Annotated in this window: 27 protein-coding genes; 4 read left to right on the top strand and 23 right to left on the bottom strand. The window is 50.2% G+C overall.

The window, feature by feature from the left end; translation table 11 throughout:
• Positions 1-7: 7 nt before the first annotated feature.
• The 14 genes from U9S71_RS02295 to U9S71_RS02230 all read right to left on the bottom strand — a co-directional run bounded on the left by U9S71_RS02295 (position 8) and on the right by U9S71_RS02230 (position 12,554).
• A complete protein-coding gene (locus U9S71_RS02295) occupies positions 8-937 on the bottom strand; it encodes a WD40 repeat domain-containing protein (RefSeq protein WP_326324924.1) in 930 nt (309 codons plus the stop codon).
• Positions 938-950: 13 nt separating this feature from the next.
• Entirely contained in the window at positions 951-1,544 is a 594-nt protein-coding gene (gene hisIE, locus U9S71_RS02290) for a bifunctional phosphoribosyl-AMP cyclohydrolase/phosphoribosyl-ATP diphosphatase HisIE (protein WP_326324923.1), read from the bottom strand.
• A gap of 11 nt (positions 1,545-1,555) precedes the next feature.
• The gene (gene hisF, locus U9S71_RS02285) at positions 1,556-2,308 is read right to left on the bottom strand and encodes an imidazole glycerol phosphate synthase subunit HisF (RefSeq protein ID WP_326325288.1); all 753 of its coding nucleotides are present in this window, start codon (positions 2,306-2,308) and stop codon (positions 1,556-1,558) included.
• A 5-nt stretch (positions 2,309-2,313) separates the two neighbouring features.
• Positions 2,314-3,063, bottom strand: coding sequence for a 1-(5-phosphoribosyl)-5-[(5-phosphoribosylamino)methylideneamino]imidazole-4-carboxamide isomerase (locus U9S71_RS02280; protein ID WP_326324922.1), 750 nt, complete (start codon positions 3,061-3,063; stop codon positions 2,314-2,316).
• Positions 3,064-3,086: 23 nt separating this feature from the next.
• Positions 3,087-3,677 carry an imidazole glycerol phosphate synthase subunit HisH gene (hisH, locus tag U9S71_RS02275; RefSeq protein WP_326324920.1) on the bottom strand — a complete coding sequence of 197 codons (591 nt, stop codon included), beginning with the start codon at positions 3,675-3,677 and terminating at the stop codon, positions 3,087-3,089.
• Positions 3,674-4,813, bottom strand: a complete 1,140-nt coding sequence (gene hisB / locus U9S71_RS02270) for a bifunctional histidinol-phosphatase/imidazoleglycerol-phosphate dehydratase HisB (RefSeq protein WP_326324919.1) — start codon at positions 4,811-4,813, stop codon at positions 3,674-3,676. The genes hisH and hisB overlap by 4 nt, the downstream gene beginning before the upstream one ends.
• 26 nt (positions 4,814-4,839) lie before the next feature.
• Positions 4,840-5,910 (bottom strand): histidinol-phosphate transaminase, encoded by a 1,071-nt coding sequence (hisC, locus tag U9S71_RS02265; protein WP_326325286.1) that lies wholly within the window; start codon positions 5,908-5,910, stop codon positions 4,840-4,842.
• Positions 5,911-5,917: 7 nt separating this feature from the next.
• On the bottom strand, positions 5,918-6,829 hold the full coding sequence (locus U9S71_RS02260) for a ribonuclease Z (RefSeq protein WP_326324917.1): 912 nt from the start codon (positions 6,827-6,829) through the stop codon (positions 5,918-5,920).
• Positions 6,826-7,209 (bottom strand): STAS domain-containing protein, encoded by a 384-nt coding sequence (locus U9S71_RS02255; RefSeq protein ID WP_326324916.1) that lies wholly within the window; start codon positions 7,207-7,209, stop codon positions 6,826-6,828. Before U9S71_RS02255 ends, U9S71_RS02260 begins: the two co-directional genes overlap by 4 nt.
• A 42-nt stretch (positions 7,210-7,251) precedes the next feature.
• Positions 7,252-8,217, bottom strand: coding sequence for a phosphoribosylaminoimidazolesuccinocarboxamide synthase (locus tag U9S71_RS02250; protein ID WP_326325284.1), 966 nt, complete (start codon positions 8,215-8,217; stop codon positions 7,252-7,254).
• A gap of 9 nt (positions 8,218-8,226) precedes the next feature.
• The gene (locus U9S71_RS02245) at positions 8,227-9,192 is read right to left on the bottom strand and encodes a PhoH family protein (protein WP_326324915.1); all 966 of its coding nucleotides are present in this window, start codon (positions 9,190-9,192) and stop codon (positions 8,227-8,229) included.
• Between the two features lie 114 nt (positions 9,193-9,306).
• Positions 9,307-11,133 (bottom strand): ABC transporter ATP-binding protein, encoded by a 1,827-nt coding sequence (locus U9S71_RS02240; protein ID WP_326324913.1) that lies wholly within the window; start codon positions 11,131-11,133, stop codon positions 9,307-9,309.
• Positions 11,134-11,188: 55 nt separating this feature from the next.
• On the bottom strand, positions 11,189-11,731 hold the full coding sequence (locus tag U9S71_RS02235; protein WP_326324912.1) for a hypothetical protein: 543 nt from the start codon (positions 11,729-11,731) through the stop codon (positions 11,189-11,191).
• Positions 11,732-11,774: 43 nt separating this feature from the next.
• Positions 11,775-12,554 carry an SAM hydrolase/SAM-dependent halogenase family protein gene (locus U9S71_RS02230; RefSeq protein WP_326324910.1) on the bottom strand — a complete coding sequence of 260 codons (780 nt, stop codon included), beginning with the start codon at positions 12,552-12,554 and terminating at the stop codon, positions 11,775-11,777.
• Between the two features lie 166 nt (positions 12,555-12,720).
• Here U9S71_RS02230 and U9S71_RS02225 point away from each other — a divergent pair, with 166 nt between their 5' ends.
• The 4 genes from U9S71_RS02225 (at position 12,721) to U9S71_RS02210 (ending at position 17,234) form a co-directional block, all read left to right on the top strand.
• Positions 12,721-13,653 (top strand): SDR family oxidoreductase, encoded by a 933-nt coding sequence (locus U9S71_RS02225; protein WP_326324908.1) that lies wholly within the window; start codon positions 12,721-12,723, stop codon positions 13,651-13,653.
• 31 nt (positions 13,654-13,684) lie between these two features.
• Positions 13,685-14,209, top strand: coding sequence for an acyl-CoA thioesterase (locus tag U9S71_RS02220; protein WP_326324907.1), 525 nt, complete (start codon positions 13,685-13,687; stop codon positions 14,207-14,209).
• Between the two features lie 69 nt (positions 14,210-14,278).
• The gene (locus U9S71_RS02215) at positions 14,279-16,114 is read left to right on the top strand and encodes a glycoside hydrolase family 15 protein (RefSeq protein WP_326324905.1); all 1,836 of its coding nucleotides are present in this window, start codon (positions 14,279-14,281) and stop codon (positions 16,112-16,114) included.
• 10 nt (positions 16,115-16,124) lie between these two features.
• Positions 16,125-17,234, top strand: coding sequence for a glucose 1-dehydrogenase (locus U9S71_RS02210; RefSeq protein WP_326324904.1), 1,110 nt, complete (start codon positions 16,125-16,127; stop codon positions 17,232-17,234).
• A gap of 11 nt (positions 17,235-17,245) precedes the next feature.
• On the opposite strand, the gene U9S71_RS02205 is transcribed toward U9S71_RS02210, so the two are convergent.
• From U9S71_RS02205 to U9S71_RS02165, 9 genes are all read right to left on the bottom strand, one after another.
• Entirely contained in the window at positions 17,246-17,458 is a 213-nt protein-coding gene (locus tag U9S71_RS02205; RefSeq protein WP_326324903.1) for a hypothetical protein, read from the bottom strand.
• A gap of 69 nt (positions 17,459-17,527) precedes the next feature.
• Entirely contained in the window at positions 17,528-18,529 is a 1,002-nt protein-coding gene (locus tag U9S71_RS02200) for a 3-keto-disaccharide hydrolase (protein ID WP_326324901.1), read from the bottom strand.
• 30 nt (positions 18,530-18,559) lie between these two features.
• Entirely contained in the window at positions 18,560-18,979 is a 420-nt protein-coding gene (locus U9S71_RS02195; RefSeq protein ID WP_326324899.1) for an EVE domain-containing protein, read from the bottom strand.
• A 44-nt stretch (positions 18,980-19,023) separates the two neighbouring features.
• The gene (gene gldC, locus U9S71_RS02190) at positions 19,024-19,374 is read right to left on the bottom strand and encodes a gliding motility protein GldC (RefSeq protein ID WP_326324897.1); all 351 of its coding nucleotides are present in this window, start codon (positions 19,372-19,374) and stop codon (positions 19,024-19,026) included.
• 58 nt (positions 19,375-19,432) lie between these two features.
• Positions 19,433-19,681, bottom strand: a complete 249-nt coding sequence (locus U9S71_RS02185) for a hypothetical protein (RefSeq protein WP_326324896.1) — start codon at positions 19,679-19,681, stop codon at positions 19,433-19,435.
• On the bottom strand, positions 19,678-20,982 hold the full coding sequence (locus U9S71_RS02180) for a DEAD/DEAH box helicase (RefSeq protein WP_326324895.1): 1,305 nt from the start codon (positions 20,980-20,982) through the stop codon (positions 19,678-19,680). Before U9S71_RS02180 ends, U9S71_RS02185 begins: the two co-directional genes overlap by 4 nt.
• A 73-nt stretch (positions 20,983-21,055) precedes the next feature.
• Positions 21,056-22,402 (bottom strand): FAD-binding protein, encoded by a 1,347-nt coding sequence (locus U9S71_RS02175; protein WP_326324894.1) that lies wholly within the window; start codon positions 22,400-22,402, stop codon positions 21,056-21,058.
• Positions 22,403-22,586: 184 nt separating this feature from the next.
• Positions 22,587-24,380, bottom strand: a complete 1,794-nt coding sequence (locus U9S71_RS02170; protein WP_326324893.1) for an FAD-dependent oxidoreductase — start codon at positions 24,378-24,380, stop codon at positions 22,587-22,589.
• Entirely contained in the window at positions 24,377-25,330 is a 954-nt protein-coding gene (locus tag U9S71_RS02165) for a hypothetical protein (RefSeq protein ID WP_326324892.1), read from the bottom strand. The genes U9S71_RS02170 and U9S71_RS02165 overlap by 4 nt, the downstream gene beginning before the upstream one ends.
• Between the last annotated feature and the right edge of the window lie 101 nt (positions 25,331-25,431).

The following is a 25,431-nucleotide window of genomic DNA, read 5'->3' as shown; positions in this document are numbered from 1 at the left end:
CGGGCCATTAGGCTCCGGAATGCCAGGCCACATCCCACACCATTGCCCGTTTATCATCGCTTACCGAAACCAACTGGTTTTTAAAGGGATTCCAAATGACATCGTTGACGGACAGAAGATGGCTATCGAGGCCTTTTTCGAAACTGATGGTACGCAGCAGCCTGAAGTCGTCCGCCGCCCAGATTTTGACGCTCTTGTCGCGACTGGCCGTGGCAAAAATAGGCAGCCTGGGGTGGTAGGTGATGGCATATACCGTAAACAGGTGCGGCGTAAAATCCTTTACCGGCTCAAAACCGCCCACGCCGAGCACATGCAGCTGCGCGTCGCGCCCCCCAGTGAGCAGGTATCGTCCATCGGGTGAAAAACAGAGGGCGGTGACAGGCCGTTCATGTGCCGATAGCTCTTCCACGAATGTGTAATCCACCGCATTGTATAACATGACCTCGCCCTCTTTCGTACCGAAGACCACCCACCGCTCATCGTTGCTGATGGCGATGGTACGGACGGTTTGCGCGGACACCTTAAAATGGTATAGCAGGTTAAAGGTATCGGTATTCCAAATCGAAACCGTGCCGTCTTCGGAAGAAACCACCAATTCGGGCTTATTGCTGAACGATTTGATGGCAAAGACGGGTCGTGTATGGTGTTCTAGCCGGGCAACCAACTGTTGGGTTTGGGTGTCTACCACGTGTACTTTCCCATCCCGGGTGCCAATAGCCAGCCATGTCGAGTTCGCAATGAGGTGCAGCGCATAAACAGAAAACTGCACAGGGTACAAAATCCTTTCGAAGGCCATCGCTTCCAGGTTCCACTGCACCACGCCCTTGTCGTTCCCACCGGTGAATACCGTTACCGGGTCGGGACCATTCTCAATGGCGAATATCGGGTTCTGATGCCCCGACAGGGTGCCTGCTTTATCGATTTGAAGACTATACATGTTTTCATCACTCCTACTGATGCCGGCTCTCCAGGTTTTTGGCAATCACCTCGAGTGGCACATTTTTCTCCCGCAATAACACGAGCAGATGGAACACCAGATCCGAAGCCTCGTTAACGAAATCACTTTCCTCTTCGGCAAGGGCCGCGATAACGGTTTCAACCGCTTCTTCCCCTACTTTTTGGGCTATTTTATTGACGCCACGCTCGCGCAATTTATTCACATACGAATCGGCCGTTGGAAATTCGTAACGGTTATCGATGATCCGCAAGAGCTCAAAGATGAAATTATGGTTGTACGGGGTATCGAAGCAACTCCGGCTCCCGGTATGGCAAGTCGGTCCTTGGGGCTCCGTTTTGATTAAAATGGTATCGTTATCGCAATCGATATGGGCGCTCACCACCTCCAAGAAATTACCGCTCTCCTCACCCTTGGTCCACAATCTGTTTTTACTTCTGGAAAAGAAAGTAACACGCCCCTCTGCTTGTGTCTTTTGCCACGCCTCTTCATTCATGTAGCCCAACATCAATACCTCCAGTGTTCGCGCATCCTGTATAATGGCTGGAATCAGACCATTTCCTTTTTCGAAATCTATTTGTTCGTTCATTTGCTTATTTACTACCGTATGGCGATACCATGCTGTCGCAATTCATCTTTCAGCGCGGGGATTAATATCTCTCCGTAATGGAATACCGAAGCTGCTAGCGCCGCATCGACATGGGCTTGCTGAAACACATCAACAAAATGTTGTTCGTTGCCGGCCCCACCAGAGGCAATGAGCGGAATGGATATCCTATCGTTGATTGCCGTTAAAAAACCACAGTCAAACCCATTCTTCGTACCGTCGTGGTCCATCGACGTCAGCAAAATTTCCCCTGCCCCCCGGTGCTCGGCTTCCTTGATCCACGCTTCTGTTTCGATATCTGTTTTGAGCCTGCCACCATTGAGGTATACATAGTTCTTTCCATCTACCTTTCGGGTATCTACCGCGATCACAACGAACTGCTTTCCGAAGGCCGCTGCAAGTTGGTCGATCAATGCCGGGTTTCGTACCGCTGCGGAGTTAATCGATATCTTGTCGGCCCCGGCGTGCAGCAGCACATCGGCATCGGCAAGTTCGTTGATCCCGCCCCCGATGGTAAAGGGGATATTGACTTGCCGTGCTACGGCTTTTACCAGCTCGACCATCGTTTTACGCCGCTCATGGGTAGCAGTAATATCGAGGAACACCAGTTCATCGGCACCCTGCTGCGAATATTGCCACGCCAGTTCAACCGGATCGCCGGCATCGCGCAAATCGACGAAGTTGACGCCTTTCACGGTACGGCCGTCTTTGACGTCTAAACACGGTATGATGCGTTTCGCCAACATGCTACCTAAAAGCGGATCAACGATTTCAGGTTCCATGCTTTTATTTCTTCGATGGTGATGTGGTTCTCATAGATGGCCTTACCGATTACGCAGGCTTCAACGTGGATAGCATTAAGGTCCTTCACGTCGTCCATCGAACTGATGCCCCCAGAGGCGATGAGCCTGATGATGGGCGAATGTTCCATTAACTTTTTGTAAAGTTCTACTCCGGCCCCACCCAACTTGCCATCTTTATTAATGTCGGTGCATAAAAAACGGAAGAACCCCAGCGACAGGCACCGATCGATATAATCCAAAAGCTTCACCGGTGAACTTTCCATCCACCCGGAATACTTGATGACTTCATCCAGCACGTCTATGGCGATGACCACATGGTCGGCATACTTATATTTGCCGCGATTGAGATCGCTTAGCTCATCCAGAAACGCCGGATTGGTAATGGCTTGTGTGCCTACCACTACCCGGTGGATACCGGCATCCACGAGTTCCTGTACTTTTTCGATACTTCGAACCCCACCGCCGTACTGCACCTTCATATCCGTCTTACGCACGATATCGAACAGATACCCTTGGTTGGAAAAATCACCTTTGGCGCCGTTGAGGTCAATAATATGCACGAACTCGGTGCCATTGGATTGGTACCGTTCAATCATTTCTTCGAGGCTCACCTCATAGATCGTCGCATCGTCGTAATTGCCTTCACGCAAGCGGACCACTTTCTTGTCTAAAACATCTATTGCCGGAATGATATACATAATTCTCTTTGAGGGTTGATCTACTATAATCTTGAAAAATTCAACAATAACCGTTCGCCTGCTTCGCCGGACTTCTCCGGATGGAATTGCACGCCAAAGAAGTTTCTGTCTTGAAGTGCGGCGGAAAACTTTAGCCCATATTGGGTATAAGCGGCGGTAAAAGTAGCATTATATTCAATAAAATATGCGTGTACAAAATAAAAATAGGCATCTTTTTCCACATTGTCGAATAAAGGACAATCGTTTTCTGTAAATACCCGATTCCAGCCCATGTGGGGCACTTTCCCCGTGATGCGATTTTCGAAATGTAACGTCTTCAGCGGCACCACATCCAATAGGGCACTATCGCCCTCTTCGGAGTAAGCGGTGAGCAGTTGCATCCCCACACATATTCCCAACACAGGCTTGGTGAGCTGACTGACACTGGCCGCCAGCCCCGAAGTTTGCAGTTTACGCATGGCGGCGCCCGCGTGTCCCACCCCAGGGATAATGATCCGGTCATAATCCGCAAGCTCGTTCGCTTGATTGACCATCCCGTAAGGGATATCCAGCCGATCCAAAGCGGCCGTCAGCGAAAAGATATTACCTGCACCGTAATTGATGATTCCAATCATAACACCCCCTTTGTACTGGGTAGCTCCATGTGCTCCGTATCGCGCCGCACCGCCTTTTTTATCGATTTGGCAAATGCTTTGAAAATCGCCTCTATTTTATGGTGCTCATTTTCGCCCTCCGCCTTGATATTCAAATTACATTTTGCGGCATCCGAAAAGGACTTGAAGAAATGGAAAAACATTTCCGTAGGCATACCCCCTATTTTCTCGCGTTTGAATTCGGCATCCCAAACGGTCCACGCGCGGCCACCGAAATCGATAGCTACCTGCGCCAGGCAGTCGTCCATCGGTAATGTAAAGGCGTACCGCTCGATACCACGTTTATCGCCCAGGGTCTTCGCTACAAGCTCGCCCAATGCAATGCCTGTATCTTCGATGGTGTGGTGCTCATCGATATGCAGATCACCTTTTGCCCGTATGGTCAGGTCGATATTACCGTGTCGGGCCAGCTGATCGAGCATGTGGTCGAAAAACGGCAGCCCCGTATCGATGTCCGACTTGCCCTTGCCATCAAGATTCATCTTGATATAAATATCGGTCTCGTTGGTTTTCCGGTGGTGCTCACCTAGGCGCTCGCCCAACTTCAAAAACTCATAGATCGCCTTCCAGTCGGACGTCTCCAACGCGACGACAGACTCATCGATTTGATGGGCCTCGGCGGCGCCTAAGGTATCATTGTTGCGGAGCCAGATGGCTTTGGCCCCCAGGTTCTGCGCCAATTTGACGTCGTTGATACGGTCACCAATCACAAACGATTGGGCAAGGTCATATACAGATGCATCAAAATAGGTGGTCAACAATGCCGTCCCCGGCTTGCGCGTCGGTGCGTTTTCATGGGGAAATGTACGATCAATGTGTTCCGCCCCAAACGTTACCCCCTCACCGGCAAATGTATCGACGATAAAGCGGTGCACTGGCCAGAAGTTCTCTTCGGGGTGCGAAGCGGTACCTAAGCCGTCTTGATTTGACACGAGAATCAACTCAAAATCGAGTTCGCGGGCAATACGCGGCAAATACTGCAACGCCCCGGGGTAGAATTTCAGTTTCGCAAAAGAGTCTATTTGCTCGTCTTCCGGCTCGGTAATCAGCGTACCGTCCCGGTCTATAATTAATAATCTTTTAATCGTATTGGACATTTCTATTCGTTATCGCCAAAAATTCACTAGACGGTCGCCGATGGCACGAACCGTCCCAATGCTGCGACCAGCGTGGTGTTTTCCTCCGGCGTACCCACCGTTAAGCGCAAACAACCTGCACATAGCTCCACTTTGGATCGATCGCGTACAATGATGCTTTCGCCCACCAAGTATTCATACAGTGCCCGTGGATCGCTGGTCTTTACCAATATAAAATTGGCATCCGAAGGATACACATGCGTTACAAAATCGAACGAACGTAGTGCATCCGAAAGCTTTTCGCGCTCGGCAACGGTAGTTTTTATCCATTCATTCACTTGGTCAACGCGGTCCAGTGCCGCCAACGCCAGCTCTTGCGTAGCCTGATTGATGTTATAAGGTGGTTTTATCTTGTTGAATACCTCAATGATTTCTTCGCTGGCGAAGGCCATGCCCAGTCGCAGCGCAGCCAATCCCCACGCTTTCGACAGGGTCTGTAACACGACCAGGTTACTGTATTCTGTCAATTCCTGGATAAATGTTTTCTGCCGTGCATAATTGATGTATGCTTCATCAATGACCACCAATCCATCGAAGTTGGCCAACACCGTTTCCACATCCTCCCGCTGCAGCGAATTGCCCGTAGGGTTATTGGGTGAGCAAAGGAAAATGATCCGTGTGTTCGCATCGATTGCTTCAGCGATACCGTCGAGGTTGAGCTGGAAATCTGCGGTCAGGTTTACCCGTTTGGTAGCCACATCGTTGATGTTTGCCGACACCTCGTACATGCCGTAGGTAGGCGGCACCAGGATCACGTTGTCTACACCCGGGCGGCAGAATGCACGAAACAAAATATCGATCGCTTCGTCACTGCCATTGCCCAGAAACATGTTGCGGGCAGGCACGCCCTTGATGGCACTCAACTTCAGCTTCAATTGGTGCTGTAAGGGGTCGGGATAGCGGTTGAAGCGGCGATCGAGCGGTGATCCAAATGCATTTTCGTTCGCATCCAGCAATACGGAGGCTTCGCCTTTAAATTCATCACGCGCGGATGAATAGGGTGTAAGTTGCCGTATATTTTCGCGCAATATTTTGGTCAGATCAAATGTTGTTGTCATCATTAAATTAAATAGGATACCAATTTCCTTCCAATGCCAGCTGGGTGTCCTGGAATACCGATCTGCTTTCATGCAGCAGCGGCTTCAAATCTTTATATCGGGCTGAATAATGCCCAATGAGTAACTTCTTCGCGCCAACTTCAACAGCAATCTCCGCAGCCTGCAATGCCGTGGTGTGGTAGGTGGTTGCGGCTCGGTCGAGCATTTCGTGTAGGAACGTCGCTTCGTGGTACAGCAAATCGACCTGCTGGATGTAGGGCAGGTAACCGGAGGTCCTTACCGTATCGGAGCAATACGCGTAACTCCGTGGTGGAGCGGGAGCAATGGTCAAGTCTTGCCATCGGTGTACCGTTCCATCGGTTGCGGTATAATCCTGTCCTCTTTTAATCAACGGCAGGTAGTCCGCGGGCACACCCAGCGCGGCAACTTTTTCCCTATCTATTGTGGGCAGGTGCTTTTTTTCATCGAAACGGAAGCCCGTGCAGGCAATCCGGTGGTTCAATGGAAACGTACTCACCCGTAGGTTCTCGTTTTCGAATACCATTCCCTTTGTCTCATCCTGTGTGGTGTGTATATGCAACGGATACCGCAACTCGGTCTGCGAATGCAGAAAATGCAGGTCGATGATTTCCTTCAAACCGGGTGGCCCGTAGATGTGCAATTCATCTTTGCGCCCTACCAAATGCATGGACGAAATCAGTCCGATTAAGCCCAGGTAGTGATCGCCGTGCAAATGGCTAATGAAGATATGTTTAATACGGTTACTCTTTACACCGAACTTAATCAGTTGCACTTGCGTACCCTCGCCACAGTCTACCAAATACAGCTGCTCATTGACGTTAATGAGCTGTGCGGTAGGGTGACGACCATAAATTGGCGTTGCGGAACTACTTCCTAATATCAATACATCAAATCTCATCCCTCTTCGGCGGCACCCCGCAGGTCCCGTTCAAGCTCCTTCGAAAATATCAAATCCTCGGCTTCGGCCGTATTGTGTGAGATGGTAAACACACCGTCCAGATTACATACGGAAATCAGGTTCTTGATCCGTTGGTTTGCGCATGCCAAAATAAATACGCCGCCAGCGGTCTTACACATGCGATGGGCCAATAAGCCGGTGCGTAGTCCTGATGAATCCGCGTCTTTCACATGCGATAAATCAAGTACGATATTACTTTGTCCACCCGAATTTCGCAATACAAACTCGGCCTTTATCTTGGGCGCCGATTCACCGTCCAGTACTTCCACATGGGGCTGGACGACGACATATTTTTCGTGTTTGTCAATAGTAAATTTCATCTGTCTATTTTCTCTTTTTCAGTTGTCAGCACTTGTCCCGCCTTAGCGGGATGGAGCCTTTGATGATAGTTGCTGAAGTGCAGTTTTTATATGCTCCGCTATTCGATTCGACGGCTCCCCGCGCTCAGGATAGATAAACCGCTCGCCTGTGATATGCTCAAAGAGCTCGATATACCTTTCAGCAATCGAAGATACGATTTCATCCGTCATTTCCGGCACCTGCTGATCTTCTTTTCCTTGAAAACCATTTTCGATCAGCCATTTCCGCACAAATTCTTTCGAAAGCTGCCGTTGTGGCTTGCCTTCTTGTTGAAGCTTTTCAAAGCCGTCGGCGTAAAAGTAGCGCGATGAATCGGGGGTATGGATTTCGTCTATCAAATAGATCTCCCCGTTCCGTTTGCCAAACTCGTATTTCGTGTCTGCCAGAATCAGCCCTCGTGCAGCGGCCAACTCGGTACCACGGGCATACAGCGCTTTGGTATAGGCTTCCAACTGCTGGTAGTCGGCTGCAGACACTATACCCTGTGCAAGGATATCAGCTCGCGAAATATCTTCATCGTGCCCCTGGTCCGCTTTGGTCGTTGGGGTGATGATCGGCTCGGGCAAGCGATCGTTCTCGCGGAGTCCGTCGGGCAACGGCTCTCCGCAAATTTCACGTTTGCCGGCTTGATATTCGCGCCAGGCGTGGCCTACCAGATAACCGCGGATGACCATCTCCACTTTGAATGGCTGGCATTGGTAGCCGATGGTTACACAAGGGTCGGGCACGTTAACTACCCAGTTGGGCACAATATCCTCGGTTGCTTTCAAGAACTTGGCTGCAATCTGGTTGAGAACCTGTCCTTTGTAGGGAATGGCTCGGGGCAACACCACGTCAAAAGCCGATATCCGATCGGTAGCCACCATAACTAAGTACGTTTCTCCAATGGTGTATACGTCCCGCACTTTGCCCCGATAAAAGGCCTGCTGTCCTTCAAAATGAAAATTCGTTTCTTTTATCGTATTTATCATGATTTTTCAAATATCTCCATACGCGGCTAATATCCGCCTCACGAGTTTATGCCGTACCACGTCGCCACCACTAAGGTGAATAATGTCTATTCCTTCAATATCTTCCAATAGTCGGAGTGCCGTAGGCAAGCCCGATTGTTGTTTTTTGGGTAAATCGATCTGCGTGACGTCGCCGGTAACAATAAACTTCGCTGTGGGCCCCATCCGTGTGAGGAACATTTTCACCTGCATGTCGGTTGCGTTCTGGGCTTCGTCCAGAATGACAAAACAGTTGTCTAACGTGCGACCACGCATAAAGGCCAGCGGCGCCACTTCGATGGTTCGGTTTTCGAGGAAAACCTTCAGTTTTTCGGCTGGAATCATATCATCCAGTGCATCGTAAAGCGGCCGAAGGTACGGGTCCACTTTTTCTTTCAGATCGCCGGGCAGGAATCCGAGATTTTCGCCGGCTTCCACCGCCGGCCTCGTTAGTATGATACGCCGTACCTCCTTATTACGCAAAGCCCGCACAGCAAGTGCCACCGCTGTATATGTTTTTCCGGTACCCGCCGGTCCGATGGCGAACAGGATATCGTTCTGCACAATACTTTCCACCATCCGCCGTTGGTTTGCCGTTCGCGCCTTCACAACGATGCCATTCGGACCGAAGACAATAGGGTCGCCACCACTGCCCGAAGCTGCCTTTTCACCGTTCTTCGCGGCCTGTGCCTTGCCCGTAATCGGAGCACCTAAAATTGTTTCTACATCATTTGAGGTCAGGTTGTTGTATCGTTCAATATGAGAAACTACCTTATCGAACCGGGCTTTAAATAATGTAATTTCCCGTTCGTCGCCCAGCACCTTCACCTCGTTGCCTCTTGCTACAATTTTCAGTTTTGGGAATTGTTTTTTGAACACCTCGAAGTGTTCGTTCTGTGCACCCCACAACATGGCAGGGTTTACATATTCCAACGTGATATTTAGCTCGTCCAAATTCGTTTATCAGCTATCTGTTTTTCACTATACCCTGCTCCTATCCCTTGCTGCCGACTTCGTACGTCAATACAGCATCCAAACATAGATAAATTCCTTTTTATATGCAATATGTTATCGCGCGGCGAGTTGTAGCTGATATAAGTGGTGATACAGCCCCTCCCCTTTTCCCATTAGCGAGTCGTGGGTGCCCGATGCGACCACTTTACCCGCTTCGACAACGACAATTTGGTCCGCCTTGCGGATGGTGGATAACCGATGGGCAATGATGATGGAGGTTCGGCCTTTCATCAACTCTTCAAGGGCCTGTTGCACTTGGCGCTCCGACTCGGAGTCGAGCGACGAGGTAGCCTCGTCGAGGATGAGGATAGCCGGGTCTTTGAGCAGCGCGCGGGCGATCGCAATACGCTGGCGTTGGCCACCCGACAATTTCACGCCGCGTTCACCTACTAGGGTATCATATCCCATAGGGAAGTCCATAATGAAATCGTGGGCATTGGCACGCCGGGCAGCCATAATGATTTCCTCTGCATCGGCATTCAGCCTTCCGTACGCAATATTCTCCCGGATGGTACCGCCAAAGAGGAGTACGTCCTGTGGCACGATGGCCACCTGGCCGCGGATATCAGTGAGCGGATAGTCGTCCGCCGCACGGCCATCGAACAGGATGCGCCCGCTGTCGGGTTTGTAAAATTGCAGCACCAGTGCAGCTATCGTGGATTTCCCCGTTCCACTGGGGCCAACGATGGCGAGTTTTTCCCCGGCTTGTACATCGAATGAAACCGCTTTCAGTACGGTAATTTCGCGGCGCGACGGATACGCGAAAGAGACATTCTCGAAGGTGAGGTTCCCATCGATTGGATTTCTGATGGTCTTTTCGGTTTGCAGTAACCCAGCATCTTCCTGTTGCTCATCGAGGATTTCAATGACGCGCTCGCTAGCACCGATGGCCTTTTGGATGTTGGCATACAATTCGGGGAAACTGCCCATGGAACCGGCTACAAATAAGGAATAAAGGATATACGTGGTAAGATCGCCCACGGAGATATCGCCTGCCGATACCAATACAGATCCATACCAAATCACCGCCACGACAGCACCGAAAATGCAGAAAATAATAAATGATGCAAATATGCCGCGGTAGGTGGCGCCTTTTACCGCGATTTTGACAACCGCATCGAGCGTTTTCGAATAGCGCGACGCTTCGTAAGCCTCATTGACAAACGCTTTGACATTGCTGATGCCTTGTAGCGTTTCCTGTACCACCGTATTTGATTCGGCCAGCTTATCTTGCGCCTGGCGCGATAATTTACGGATGAACCGGCCAAATACGACGGCCACAACCACTAATATAGGCAGAATACTTAAGTTGAGCAGCGTTAACTTTCCCGATACGATGAGCAGCCAACACACACCACCCACGAGCGTAATGATCTGCCGAATGAATTCGGCAAACGTCGTGGTCATTGTATCCTGTATCTGCGACAAATCGGCCGACAGGCGGCTGTTGAGTTCGCCCACCCTGCGGTTGGAGAAAAAGTCGAGCGGCAGGGTAATCAAGTTGAGGTATGAATCCCGTCGCATATCTGCCACTGACTTTTCGGCCACCTCCACGAAAAGACGGATACGAAAAAAAGATACCACTGACTGAATAAACAAGATGGCGAATGAAATTGCCCCGATGGTACCGATACTGGCCGGTAACCAATCGTAACTTTGCTTATCCTGCGCGGCATCGATCATAGCACCCAAGAGGGCAGGAAAAGTAAGCGCGGTAAGGCTTGATAAGAACAAGAAAACCATGCCGATAATGAACTTGCCACGGTAGGGCCTCAGGTAAGCCAGCAGCTTACCTGCTTTCTTAAGTGTTGTTTTTGTCAGCTTCGGTTTGGGCAGGTCCTCTGATGGCGCATTCCCACTATTGAGCCGTTGTCTTGCCATGTATTATAATTAATGATTATAGGGGCAAAAGTATAGACAATAATGTTGTCGGGCATCATGCTTTCGTCAATTTTTGGCGGCGGATGAATAGAAATACACCGAGACCTACAGCAACCAATGCAAAAAGGACCAGTAATCCCTGGTTGCGCAAATTGGATTTTTCAAGTCTATCAACCTCGGCCGAAAGGCGCTCCTGCTCGCGCTGTAGTTTACTGATGGTTTTGATGTATCCATTGATGCGTCCATCAAATTCGTTGGCTTGCTCGGCGATTTGCGACTTTTCAAAGTCTTTATAATCCAGCAGCATCTTGGTTTCGCGGAAAATATCGTTATCCGTCAATACAATCCGCTTAAGGATATCAATAGATGCCTGCATGTCTTTTTTGGTTTTCAGCCCGAAAATACCGGTGCGCTTCTTGAGGCTTTCGTCGAACTGACCGAAGCGTGCGCTGCGTTGTTGCAGCAGCTCATTCACTTTTTGGCGTTGTGCTTCGTAACCTGCAGTATCTGCGGCGGCAGGTTCGAGAGCAACTGCGGCCCGGCTGCATAACGTGGTACCGAGTAGCCACGCCACGGTGAAAAGGTGGAAAAATCGCATGGGAATGAGCGGTCAAAAAACGGACCAAGATTATAACAGACGCCTATTTCCCAAACTCCAAGCGGATGATGTCGCCCTTGTTGAGGCCCAATAGGCCGCTCGCATTTCCCTTATTGATGGCGATTTCCAAGTGGTCACTGATACCAAACAAACAGAGCTTCTCCCCCTCAGGCACGTCGTTGTAATGCCAGCTCATATGATCGATGGTTTCATTTCGCCTGAAATAGAGGGTAAAGTTGCGACTACGTTGCACTTTATTGAACAACTCTTTACTGATGTTACTGATCACATTACCGAAAGAATCGATAAATACCACACTGCCCCGCAGGCTATTTTGCTCCACAACGGGCTGTACCAGCGTTCGGTCTACTACATCAACTACCGGATCCCCAACGTCGGCCAACTTCCCCCCTTTTGCGAGGATGCAAGCAGCCTTGGCAAAAATATCGGTCAGCGGAAAATGCAGGTATTTCAAGTCTTGGATGATATTCAGCTCCACGGCCTCTTCGGGTGGACCGTCCAATATCAGTGAAAAAACACCGTTATCGGCACCGACGAAATAATGCCCTTTATGTAATAGGGCGACGTAGCGGGTATCCTGGTTGAATACCGAATCGATTCCGATCAGGTGAACCGCCTTCTTGGGAAAATACGGATATGCATTTTTCAGCACGAAGGCAGCGTATTGGATGTCGAAAGGCGGAATGTCGTGTGATATATCGACGAGCCGTACTGCCGGATATTGGCTGATGATGCTCCCCTTAAGTGCAGCTTGGTAAAAATCCTTATGTCCTAAATCTGTTGTTAAGGTAATGATACCCATACCCGCATTTCTTAAATTGTTGCAAACTTAGATAAAGTTGCTTTCATATCCAATTCATGCAGTCCCGGACAGCCGCGCAGATGCGCGACAAACCAAAAGTATCCTTATCTTTGCCCCGGTTAGTACCACGGATAGCAACCCGTATTTCATTAAAACACGTCATTCGATGACCACCAACCCAATAGCAAAAAAAATAATAGTAACAGGCAGCAATGGCCTGCTTGGCCAGAAACTGACAGACTTAGCCCTTGCAGACGACCGGATAACACTGATTGCTACCTCCCGGGGCGAGAACCGCCATCCCGCAAAAGAAGGGTACACCTATGTCGACCTCGATATCCTCAACGGAGATCAGCTGCGGACAATGGTGGCCGAGCACCGGCCGGAGGTCATCATCAATACCGCGGCGATGACCAATGTCGATGCCTGCGAGCATGACCCCGAAGGGTGCAGGAAACTGAATATCGAGGCCGTGGCAACGTTGGTTGCCTTGTGCGAGGAGTTTGGCACCCACCTCATCCACCTGTCCACCGATTTCATTTTTGATGGAAAGGAAGGGCCCTATGCCGAACACGCCCAGCCCAACCCGTTGAGCCTGTATGGCCAAAGCAAGCTGGACGCCGAACAATTGATCCAACAATCTACCTGTCAATGGACCATCTTGCGTACGATATTGGTATACGGTGTAGTAGCCGATATGAGCCGTAGCAACATCGTATTGTGGGCAAAAGGCGCGTTGGAAAAAGGACAACCACTCAACGTGGTCAACGACCAATGGCGTATGCCCACCCTTGCGGAAGACTTGGCCAGGGCGTGTATCCTTGCAGCCACCACAGGAGCTGAAGGAATTTTTCACATTTCGGGGAAAGATCTATTCGCCATCCATGAGCTGGTCGCCGCGGTGGCTGATTTCTGGGAGCTCGACAAATCCCTTATCCGGGAGGTGAGCTCCGCCACACTAAGTCAAGCAGCACCTCGCCCCGCACGCACGGGATTTACCCTGGAAAAGGCATATCAGGTATTGGGGTATAAACCCCACAGTTTTACCGAAGGGTTGGCTATCGTGGACCGACAGCTGGGCATAAAAGCACGCGACTAAACACAGAAAAAAACAATCTCATCTTTGCAATATGAATGAAAAATTTGCCCGCGAGTCGCACACCATCATGAACGAGCTGGTGCTTCCGAACGACACCAACACGCTCAATAACCTCATGGGCGGCCGCCTGCTCCACTGGATGGATATTGCCGCGGCAATATCCGCCCAAAAACATTGCAACCGCATCGTTGTTACCGCTTCGGTAGATAATGTATCGTTCAGGCATCCCGTCAAATTGGGCGACGTGATCAGTATCGAAGCCCAGGTGACCCGCGCGTTTACCACGTCCGTAGAGGTACGCTTGGTGGTATGGGCCCAGAACATTCCGTCGGGCACGCGGGTCAAGTCGAACGAAGCGTTCTACACGTTTGTCGCCATCGATCAGCACAACGAAAAAGTGGCGGCACCTAAATTGATTCCAGAAACCGACGAAGAACAAAAGCTTTATAATGAAGCCCTTCAGCGAAGAGAGCTCCGTCTCGTACTGGGTGGCAAGCTCAAACCGAAAGATGCCAAAGAACTCCAGAACTTGTTTAAAGAGGTGGTGAAAGCATAAGGATCAACCTGCGATAAATCCAAACCATTTCGATGTAGGGTTGTTGAAAAGGCAAACGAAATGATTTAAATGCCATTCGACTATCAGCCCATTGAGAATTATGCACTCATTGGAGACTTGAACACCGTGGCCCTTGTTGGCCTCGACGGCTCCATTGATTTCATGTGTTTCCCCGACTTTGACTCGCCGAGCATTTTCGCGGCGTTGCTTGATAAAGGTAAAGGCGGACATTTTGCTATCACTCCGGCGACGGGCGACATCAAGAACAAACAACTTTACCTACCTGATACGAATGTGCTGCTGACACGCTTTCTGGCCCGGAACGGGGTTGCGGAACTGACCGACTTCATGCCTGTCGAAGAGCTTTATGGAGGCAAGGAGCTGGTACGGCGGGTAACCTGTATCCAGGGCGAATTTGAAATGGCCATGCGATGCGCGCCGCGGTTCGATTACGCCCGCGCCAGCCATCGCGTTGAACAAATCAACGCGCATGAAATACGTTTTGTCAGCGAAGGGCCCGACCAAACCATATTAAGTCTGAAAAGTAATGTGAAGCTTCGGTTAGCAGGGCAAGACGCCGTGGCAGCGTTCCAGCTCAAAAAGGGACAAAAAGCCGATTTCATATTAGAGCAGGTAAACCGGTCAGCAGCATCTGGCGACAACTTGGAGGATTTCATAACCAAAAGCTTATTTGATACCATCAATTACTGGAAAGACTGGATAGCACGGTGTATGTACCGCGGCCGGTGGATGGAAATCGTCAACCGATCTGCCCTTTGTCTTAAACTAATGACATCCTACCGCTATGGTTCCATTGTCGCCGCGCCCACTTTTGGCCTGCCCGAAGAAATCGGTGGCGTCCGCAACTGGGACTATCGGTATACCTGGATCAGGGACGCGTCTTTTACGGTTTATGCCTTTATCAACCTGGGTTATAAAAAGGAGGCGCGGGACTTCATCGCGTGGGTGGAAAAGCAATGCATCGATATATCCAAAACCAATGAATACCTAACCTTGATGTATACGCTTGACGGGAAAAAAGACCTAAATGAAATCGAACTTCGACATCTCGAAGGCTATCGGAAGTCGAAACCCGTCCGAATCGGAAACGGGGCCCACGAGCAGATCCAGCTGGATATTTACGGTGAGCTGATGGACTCGGTGTATCTGTATGATAAAAACGTAGAATCGATTTCCTACCAGTTTTGGAAAGACCTGAGCCGCCATGTAGACTGGCTCAGCAAAAATTGGCAGATCAGCGACGAAGGGATATGGGAAGTACGCGGGGGCAAAAAACAATTCCTATATTCTCGGATGATGTGTTGGGTGGCGTTTGACCGAGCTATAAAAATCGGACTGAAGCACTCCTATCCACTGCCGGAAGCTTGGATCACCGAACGCGACCGTATTTTCAACGACATCCACCAGCAATTTTGGAACAAGGAACTTAAAACGTTTGTCCAGTTCAAAGGAGCTTCAACCGTCGACGCGGCCACGCTACTGATGCCCAAAGTACACTTTATCGGCGCGAAAGATCCGCAGTGGCTCGCGACACTTACCCGTATCGAACAACAGCTGGTATCTGATTTTCTGGTATACCGCTACCGGCCGAATGAAGATTTTGATGGGCTTTCGGGTGCGGAAGGTACGTTCTCCATGTGTACATTTTGGTATGTGGAATGCCTTTCGCGCGCGGGCAACCTGCAGAAAGCGAGGCATTATTTTGAAAAGATGCTGGGTTATGCCAACCATGTAGGCCTGTATGCCGAGATGTTGGGTATACAGGGCGATCATCTCGGTAATTTCCCACAGGCATTTACGCATCTCGGTTTGATCAGCGCGGCGATAAACTTAAACAAGCAGCTGGATGATCAACGGAATAAGCAAGTAAACGAGTACATTTAAGCGAATGCATATGAAAGCCATAGCGATTAAGCCGGGCGTACCCGACTCGGCTATTATAGAAATTGATGAACCCCAGCTGACGAGGAAAACACAGGTCAAACTGAAGGTATTGGAAGTCGGCATCTGCGGCACAGACAGGGAAGAGGTGTTGGGTGGACGGGCCGACGCTCCGGAACATGCACAGCACCTCGTTATTGGCCACGAGATGCTCGGCCAGGCCATCGAAACGGGCGCAGATGTATCCACCGTTTCGGTGGGAGATTATGCGGTGCTGACCGTAAGAAGGGGCTGCGGGGAATGTGAAGCGTGTAAACACCACCGGAGCGACATGTGCTATACCGGCAACTATGCCGAGCGGGGGATTAAGGCACTCCATGGCTTCGAAACGGAGTTTGTAATAGATGATGAGCAATATTTGATTAAGGTACCAGAAAGCACAAAATCTGTTGGCGTCCTTGCCGAACCCATGTCTGTGGTACAGAAAGCTATCGACGAGGCAAATAATATCCAATCGGCACGCCTCCCCTTACCTTCGCTTACAGGCTCCTCGTGGGTGAATGGTAAAAAGGTGCTGGTAGCAGGTATAGGAGCCATTGGCTTACTCGGCGTCGTCGCCCTACGCCTCCGGGGTGCCGAGGTAATCGGAGTGGATATCGTTGAGGAGCATACCAAGCGGCCACAACTGCTCAAACAACTTGGCGGGACCTATATTAACGCCCATCAAATTAAAATTGAAGACCTCGACGAAAAATTGGGGCAAATCGATATGATTCTTGAAGCTGCGGGTGTGGCGCAACTGGGTTTCGAATTGATTGATGTATTGGGCATTAATGGAATTTACGTGATGACGGGAATTCCTGGTGAAGGTAAGCCCGTATGTATACCCGGTGGTGAGGCAATGTCACAAATCGTGCTCAAAAACCAAGTGATCCTCGGAAGCGTCAATGCCAGCACGGCAAATTTCGAAACGGGTATAAAGGACTTGGAAAAAGCGAAAAACAAATGGGGTGACTTGATTGACGGAATCATTACCAAACGAATCAACTATATGGACTTCGCTGATGCCATCGATCTGAGGTCGGCTGATGATATCAAAACCGTCATCAGCTGGGACCGGTAATGCCAACAAGACTACCGCCGCCGCGGGATTATTAACAACACCACCCCTGCTACCAAAATGACACCGCCAACATACGGTGGCCAATTGACATGCTCTTTTTTATCGGCCGTGATTTCCAGCGAGCCAATGTCTACTACTTTTTCCTTTTTCGTAAATGAAAAGCCGGTCCATACCAGCATCACAATCCCTACGATGACCAAAATGATTCCGATTGTCTTTGCCATACGATTTATATTTAATCATCCAACAAAGCCAATCGGAAAATGTTTGAAAAAAAGTAACCGCTCGGTTGGCTATTTCACGGGTGTCAATGTGATTTTTCGGAACGCTACCCCGGTGTGGTCGCCCTGTATATAAATCGGACCAGGCTCACCTTCATGGCTATCGAGTGCGCCACCCGTAATGCCGGGAATCTCTTGGTTATTGATAATGGTTTTACCGTTGGCTACAATCGTGACCATACGTCCGCGGAGGGTAATCTCATACCTATTCCACTCATTAGGCCCCAGTGTTGCCATTTCACTGGGCGACAAGAAGCCATACACACCACCGAAATACAATGAACCCGGATGGCGGTCTTTCGGGGAGTCTTCAATTTGCACTTCGTACCGCCCCCGCAGATAAATGCCCGAGTTAGCTCCTTCCTTATAACGGAACTCGGCTACCAGTTTAAAATCTTCAAATTCCTGTTCGCTGATCAGGTTGGCGCCGGTGCCTTTATTGATCAATATCCCGTCTTCTACCACCCATTGGCTGTTCTCACCCGAAGTTTTCCATCCCGTCAAATCTTCGCCGTTGAAGAGGTCGATGGGGTTTCCCCATTCCACCTCACCGGTGCGAACCAAATACGGCGCTTTAACCCCGGTAAAGTTGAATACATTCCCTTTGTTGGTCGTTATCGTACCTTCAATGCCATCGCCGACCAGGTGTCCCTCAACCGTGAACAATCCGCCGCCGCCTTCCCACTGCGGTGGAATTTGAAAAGAAAACACCCCGTCTTGGAGCGTGATGTGCGACACCGGGCGGCTACTCCCCGCATCGGCTACAAAATGACCCACCAACACATCAAAGCCTGATAACTTGACTTCCAGCCACGAGGGCACTTCTTTGCCCTCTTTGTCTACCGTAAGGTCCCAACGCCCAATCAGTCCTTCAGCTTCTTCGGGAATGACCTGCGTGGCCGCATTATGTATCTCTTCTTCCTGTTTCTGCATGGTTGTACCGTTGTTGCATGAAATGACACTTGCCGCCAATAAGCACACTAAGGAGCTGTATATTGCATATTTCTTCATCATTGATAAAACGGGTTAAATTTTACAAGGGCACTAATCTACAAAATTTCCGGTACCCAGCGCAACGATGCGATCAAACTCCTCGCGCTTGAGTGGCATAACCGATAGTCGGCCCTGGCGCACCAATGCAACATCCTGTAGCTGCCGGTCCGCTTTGATGATTTCGAGGGTCACCGGTTTTTTTAACGTCTCCACGGGAGCTAAATCCACTACTACCCACCGTTCATCCGTGGTTGTGGGATCCTGATAGGCCTCGGTCACCACTTTCGCTATCCCTACCACTTCTTTCCCCTCGTTACTGTGGTAAAACAGCACGAGATCGCCCTTCTTCATGGCCTGTAAATTATTCCGTGCCTGGTAATTGCGCACGCCGTCCCAAAACGTCTGCTTATCAGCGAGGAATTGCTGCCAACTGTATTTAAATGGCTCCGATTTAACTAGAAAGTAGTTCATTGCTTTGCCGCTGTTTGTGTTTGTCATTTTTTGCCACTCGCCCCTTAACCCTGCTTTTGGGGGACTTCCATTTTCTCTGCAAAATGATCGCAGTAATCCCGCAGGTCCCCAATTACCGCCTTAGCGATGGGATCATCCCCTGCCGCACGGATAAAGGTGTCGCCCAAGGTTTGCAGCGTTTCATAAAAAAACCGCTTCATTTCGTCAATCGGCATATCTTTCGTCCACAGGTCGATACGCATCGAGTTTTTATAATGGTGATCCCACAACGCCAGAAACAATGCCTTTGCTGGCAGGGCTTCCTTGTTCTCGCCATCCGATGATTCCCACGTGATGGTATCCGGCACATTATTTTCGTCCAGTGCTATTGTTAGTTTTATTTCTGCTTGCTTCATTTTATTATCATTTGAATATGAATGGTAAGCATCAAACCGATTTTCACGGACTTACTTGTTACCATAACTTCAATACCCATAGGCCCAACGCCACGAACACCAGAAAGGCTCCCTCCGCAATCCATATCCGTTTGAGGTTGCGCAGCATCAATCTGAAAAACTGATCCGCAACGACCATGACCAGCAAAAGTAAAAAAAACCAGCCAATTGTTCCGATGCCCACAGCATCGTTCATCACTTGCCATAATAATCCAGCCAATACCAATGCAGATGCGATGTTCAGCGGAGTAATTCGCAGTCGCTTCATCGCCTGCGTTTATGCTGTTTAGAGGACTGTTTAGCACGTTCGCGCCGATTGGCGGCTTTTTTCTCGTGAAAAGCCCCTTGGAAGTCCGGGTTTTCTTTCCGCTTCTGTGCATCGATCTCGCGGGCAATCGCCTGTCGTTCTTCGAAACCTGTCTTTTCGATAAAGACATCGTCGGGAATAGATGACACCGGTATCTGTTGGCGAATCAATTTTTCGATTTTATGGATATAGTATTCTTCCGCTGGATTACAGAAGGTGATGGCATCTCCCGTTTGGTAGGCCCGGCCGGTTCGGCCAATGCGATGCACGTAATCTTCGATTACAATGGGTACATCAAAATTGATGACGTGGCTAACGTTGGTAACATCCAGGCCGCGGGCGGCCACGTCCGTCGCCACCAAAATACGCACGTTGCCCTCCTTAAACGCATTGATGGAGTTTATCCGCGTGTTCTGCCCTTTATTTGCATGGATGACGCGTACGTTGTCTGAACCGTATCTACGCTCCACAAAGTGGAACACACTATCAGCAACCGCTTTGGTTTTACAGAAAATGATAAGGCGGTGCACCGCCTCGTCGTCTTTCAGCAAGTGCTGTAACAAATTGATCTTCGTCTTCAGGTTGGGCACATCGTAGCGTGTTTGACTGACGGTCTGCGCGGGCGTGGCCTGTTCAGTGACCTCCACGATGGTGGGAAACTCGAGGAAATCGCCTGCTATCTTATGTACCAGCTCGCCCATCGTTGCCGAAAAAAGTAAATTCTGACGCTTGCGGGGTACGACCTCCAGTATGCGGTGTAGCTTTCCGATGAACCCCATGTCCATCATTTTATCGGCCTCGTCCATGACGAGCACATGGAGTGATTTGGTGACGAGGTGGCCCGCGAGATACAGGTCGAGAAACCGCCCCGGGGTAGCGACTACGATATCGACGCCTTTTTCCAACTCGGCAATCTGCGTTTTGGGACCGAGTCCGCCGTAAAGCACCACGGTACGTAAATCGGTGTATTTGGCAAAAAGCTGGATATGCGCTTCAATCTGCATGGCCAGCTCGCGCGTAGGCGATAGGATAAGTGCTCTGGGGTTGTCGCCTTGCGCATATTTCAACTTCATCAATAGCGGCAGCACGAAAGCCGCCGTTTTCCCGGTCCCGGTTTGGGCAACGCCCATCACGTCTTGTCCCGCCAAGATGGGCGGTATGGCCTTTTCCTGAATCGGAGTAGACGCAGTATACCCTGCCTCCGCGATGGCACTCAGAATCTGCTTATTGAACTTGAAATCGGCAAAGGTTTTCCGTTCCATGCCGCAAAGATAACAAAAGCCGTTTGTAAATCCGCCAATGTGCTAAAGGCGGCACTCGGCTCATTTCACCGCGTTATAAAATATATGTGGCGAGGAAATCATTTTTGAATTTACCCTGGGGATCATATTTTAGCACTAGTTTCTTGAAAGCGTCGTATTTTTCATATTTTGCCCTGAGTTCTTCGGGTGGGGTGGTAAATAGCTTGGCGTAGTGCGGCCGGTAGTCGAATTTCGCCAATCTCGCTTCAATCTTTGGGAGTACTTTGCGTACCGCTTCCGTTTCGGGCTTCCAAGTAAAATGAAAGGTTACGCTATTTCTCCGATAGGCTGTGCTCATCCAATAATCATCTGCCGAAATGGTCCTTATCTCTCCCATAAAAAGAAGCGGCGTGATCTCGGCACTTAGCTGTGCTATCTCGTCAATCGCCTCAGCGGCCCTTTCAAAAGGCACGAAGTATTCCGATTGGACCTCTTCGCCTTTACTCGGCGTGAAGCCCATTTTGAAATGCGCCAACCTTTCGTTCCAAGGTGCCGGCACCCCCATTTGGTCTGTACAATTTTCGGGCGAAACGCCCAGGATGGGGTGTACGTTTTCGGTGGCAGCGACGGCACCGTAGAAATCCGCTGTTAGCGCAAATGGACGGTCGTTGTCCACGCGGCTTTTTATCCAGACCTCGTTTACTTTTGCCTCACTCCAATCGGTAAAGAGGCTCACGCTGTAGCCGCTTTTCATAATGGCCTCAAAGTTGTCTTTAAGCTGCGTGAAGGGTAAGTCGAGGTATACATCCTGGCGGACCATATAAGAGGGTTCGATGCGGAGCGTCATGGTGGTGATAATACCGAATGCACCGAGGCCGACCACCATACCATTGAATTCTTCCGAATCCTTCTCTTTGGAAATCGTTACCATCTGGCCATCAGCGGTAATCATATCGAAGGCGACCACAGCGGTGGCTAAATTCCCGGTACCCGAGCCATGTGTCGCCGTGGCGCAAGCGCCCGCTATGGAAATATGAGGGAGAGAGGCCAAGTTATGTAAGGCGTACCCTTCTTTTTGAAGATGTGCCGACAGGTCGCCATATTTCATACCAGCACCCACGGTAACGGTCATCTTTTCCGCGTCGAGCTTCTTTACTTGATTTAAATTTTCAGTCGATAGCAATGCATGTCTAGAGTCGGCAATACCATTAAAGCAATGCCGTGTGCCGAGCGCTTTCAGTTTCGGGTTTTGCGTCACCATCGTTTTTACATCCGCTGCACCATCGGGCACCAGTAAGTTGCTGGTATTATACTGGTAATTCCCGGCCCAGTTATAAATGTAGCGTTCCTCTTTTCTACTGCCGTTGCACCCGAGGAGGGGAGAAAGAAAAAGCCCCGTAACCATCGCGCTGGAAACTTTAATAAATTCTCGTTTATTCATCGATTATACGTTGGTTTATATGTATTAACTGTTACTAATCTCTTCTGTAATCAATCCTTCCTCATCGGCAATATCGGCATCATATTGGATTCGGCTTTTCGGATCGTCGAGGTAATCATAGCAGGCGCTTACCATATATCATTTTCCATCGTTGGTCAGATCGCTAAATCGGTTACCAATTGGATTACTCTTCAATCATTCCGATCAATTCATCGAGGTATTTTTCATACACCCCTCTCGGACTGGTACCATGTGTGTTGGCGATGGATGCCGCCATACCGACCACCTCGCCCATCATGCCGCAGGTACGCATTACCCGTGTGCTACCAAAGGCTACGTGTGTGGTGCTGATGTTACGACCGGCCATGAATAGGTTGGGCACATTGCGGCTATATAGGCACCGATACGGGATGGTGTAGGGGGCCACCTTGATGTGTTTGGTGCCCGCAAAAAATTCTTCGCCCGGAAAATACAAACTGTTTTTCTTATTCGGGAAATGCAGGTCGATGGTCCATGTCGCGGTTACCGTGGCATCGGGATACATCTTACCTTCCTGCACATCCATTTGGGTAAGGATATGGTCGCCCATCAACCTTCGCGATTCGCGTTTACCACCGATGTAGGCCACCCATGCCAGTTGCCTTTTTCCATATTTATCGGGTTTATGGTTTTTCAAGTACGACCAGTTGCCGTACACAGCGCGGAGGTTGTGGTCGCGAATTTTCTCTGCATCGGCAATGGTGTTCATGTTGCCGAAGCCGGTTTCCCATTGCCAGTCCGACTGTACCTCGTCAATATGATATTCGTCCGAGAAGGGTAATGCCCAAGGCGTCTCCGGAAACGTCGTCACCGAATCTACCGGCAGCGAGGCCCAGAGGTTGGACGTGCCGAGCGTGAAATCATCGGATTCTTCGGGCGCAAAAGACTCGCCCGTTTCTTTGCGGCTTTCCCTACCCATGCGATAGTCGGCGCCGGCCAGGAAGCCTATCGTACCGTCTCCGGTGCAGTCGGCAAAATAGGTTCCTGTAAACCGTGTTTCGCGGTTGGTCCGTATATCGCGCCCAATAACTGCGGCAATCCAGTCCCCATCCATTTCCACCTGATACACGTGGGTATTCAGAAAGAGCGTGATGTTTTTCTCGTACTTGACGATATCGATTTTCCGTTTATCGCCATAGGCCTTCGCATTGGGGTTACCATTACCTGGGTCGCCATTATCTAATTCCCTTACCACGCGCCCCAGTTTCGGATAGTGGTTCTTATCCACATCGCCCATCAGGTGCACCCGCACTTCGGAGCTGTTATTACCCCCTAACACCGGCCGGTCCTGAATAAGGGCCACTTTTACCCCCAACCGCGCCGCCGAGATGGCTGCACAGGTACCTGCAATTCCGCCACCTACCACCACAAGGTCGAAATGCCCCGCATCCGCACGCGTGTCGTCCAACTGGAGTAAATCTTTCCGAAGGGTAGCCATGCCCACCGCATTCTGCGGAGGTTCAGCTCCCGATTTCGTGAACAGCAGCGCGTCACAACGGCCGTTGAAACCCGTTAAGTCTTTCAAGCGTACCTCTACACTGTCGCGGTCTATCGTTACGGTCCCGCCGTTGTACCACATCCAATCCACCTCACCATTTTCACCGAATACGCCACCCACGGGCGTGCCATCTACCCACACTTCAAACTTTCCGGGGCCCTTCGGAAACGGTGCCCAATCTTTGGTACGTACCCAAAGGTGATACGTGCCCTTTTCTGCAAAATGCACCCGGGTTACCGCGTCGGCCACAGGGCGGCCCATGCCGTGGGCCATCAAATAAGACGAATGGATAACGGAAAAAGATTGTTGGTCAACGACCCATCCCCCTGTTTTGGCGAACGACTCTGCCTCTACCAGCACTTGGCTCTGTGCAAAACCAAACGGGGATAGGATCATTAAAAAGAAAAGGGAAACGATACATTTTCTCAACCGGTTGTTCATGTTTTTTTGTTTAGTAACTGTTCAATTTTATGGGCTATCTCTTCATTAGAATCCTGCCGATGGGCTTCGAGGATGCTTTTCAGGCCTTGCTCCAGTGGAATTCCCTGCAGTTTATCGAGCATCTGCAGCTGAAGCCGATAGTGGGCGCCGACAAACAGGTGCCCAAGCCAGGCTTGGCGCTCGGCACTTCGCAGGTAGTTGGGGGCAATGGTTTTCAGTACCCGTTGTGCGAGGAACACGTTGGGGCTGGCGATCAATTTCACGACGTCGGCCTCGAAGCCCTGTACCACGTCCCCCTGGCCGTCCATCAATCGATCCAATGCGTAATGCTGGTACCGATAGTTGCCGCTTCGGAGAAAAAACGACAGCAACGCCGGCGATACCAACGAGTCCATGACCGATGCAATGGTGTCCTGTACACGGCCGTGAACGATATGCCAGAGGGTATAGCACGTGTAAAGTGCACCTGGAATGACGACCGCTTGCAGCGATTTGGCCGTTGCCCCAGTTATGCCGTCCACGTCTCCGCCGGGCCGGGCATTGGTTGTCGACTCCACCAACTCCTCGATTTGATAATCTTTAAGGAGTGATTCAGAATCCTGCAGTACGCTGTGGAGTTTATCGTAGTCGCCCGGTGTAAACACCACGTGGTCCATCTTGGTCAACGGTTGGTCTAACGGCACCTCATACCGTAGGTAATTCCCCAGCAAATCCCAATACAAATGGATGTACACCGGTTTGCAGAGATCATCTTCGCAAACCGGCGTAAACACATAGGCGTGATACATGGCGGGGTTACCTATCTCGTCTTTCTGCAATTGTACGGTATAACGGATACCATTGTATTCCTCAACTGTGCGGACCGTTGTATCGGCACGACAAAGCGATGCCTGCACCCCGGCAACATGGGCGTGCAAAACCACCAAAAAAACGAGCACCCTTTTATTCATCAGTTCATATCGTTCCGGCCCGAAAGCCCGGGCCGCAGCGTAAAAGTAACCTCTTTTTCGGAATCATGCAACAGATGCCGGCACCCCTCTTTGGCTCATTG

The sequence above is a fragment of the Parapedobacter flavus genome, from assembly GCF_035818675.1.
In the GTDB taxonomy this organism is placed as follows: Bacteria; Bacteroidota; Bacteroidia; order Sphingobacteriales; family Sphingobacteriaceae; genus Parapedobacter; species Parapedobacter flavus.
This window is presented reverse-complemented; position numbering and strand designations above follow the sequence as displayed.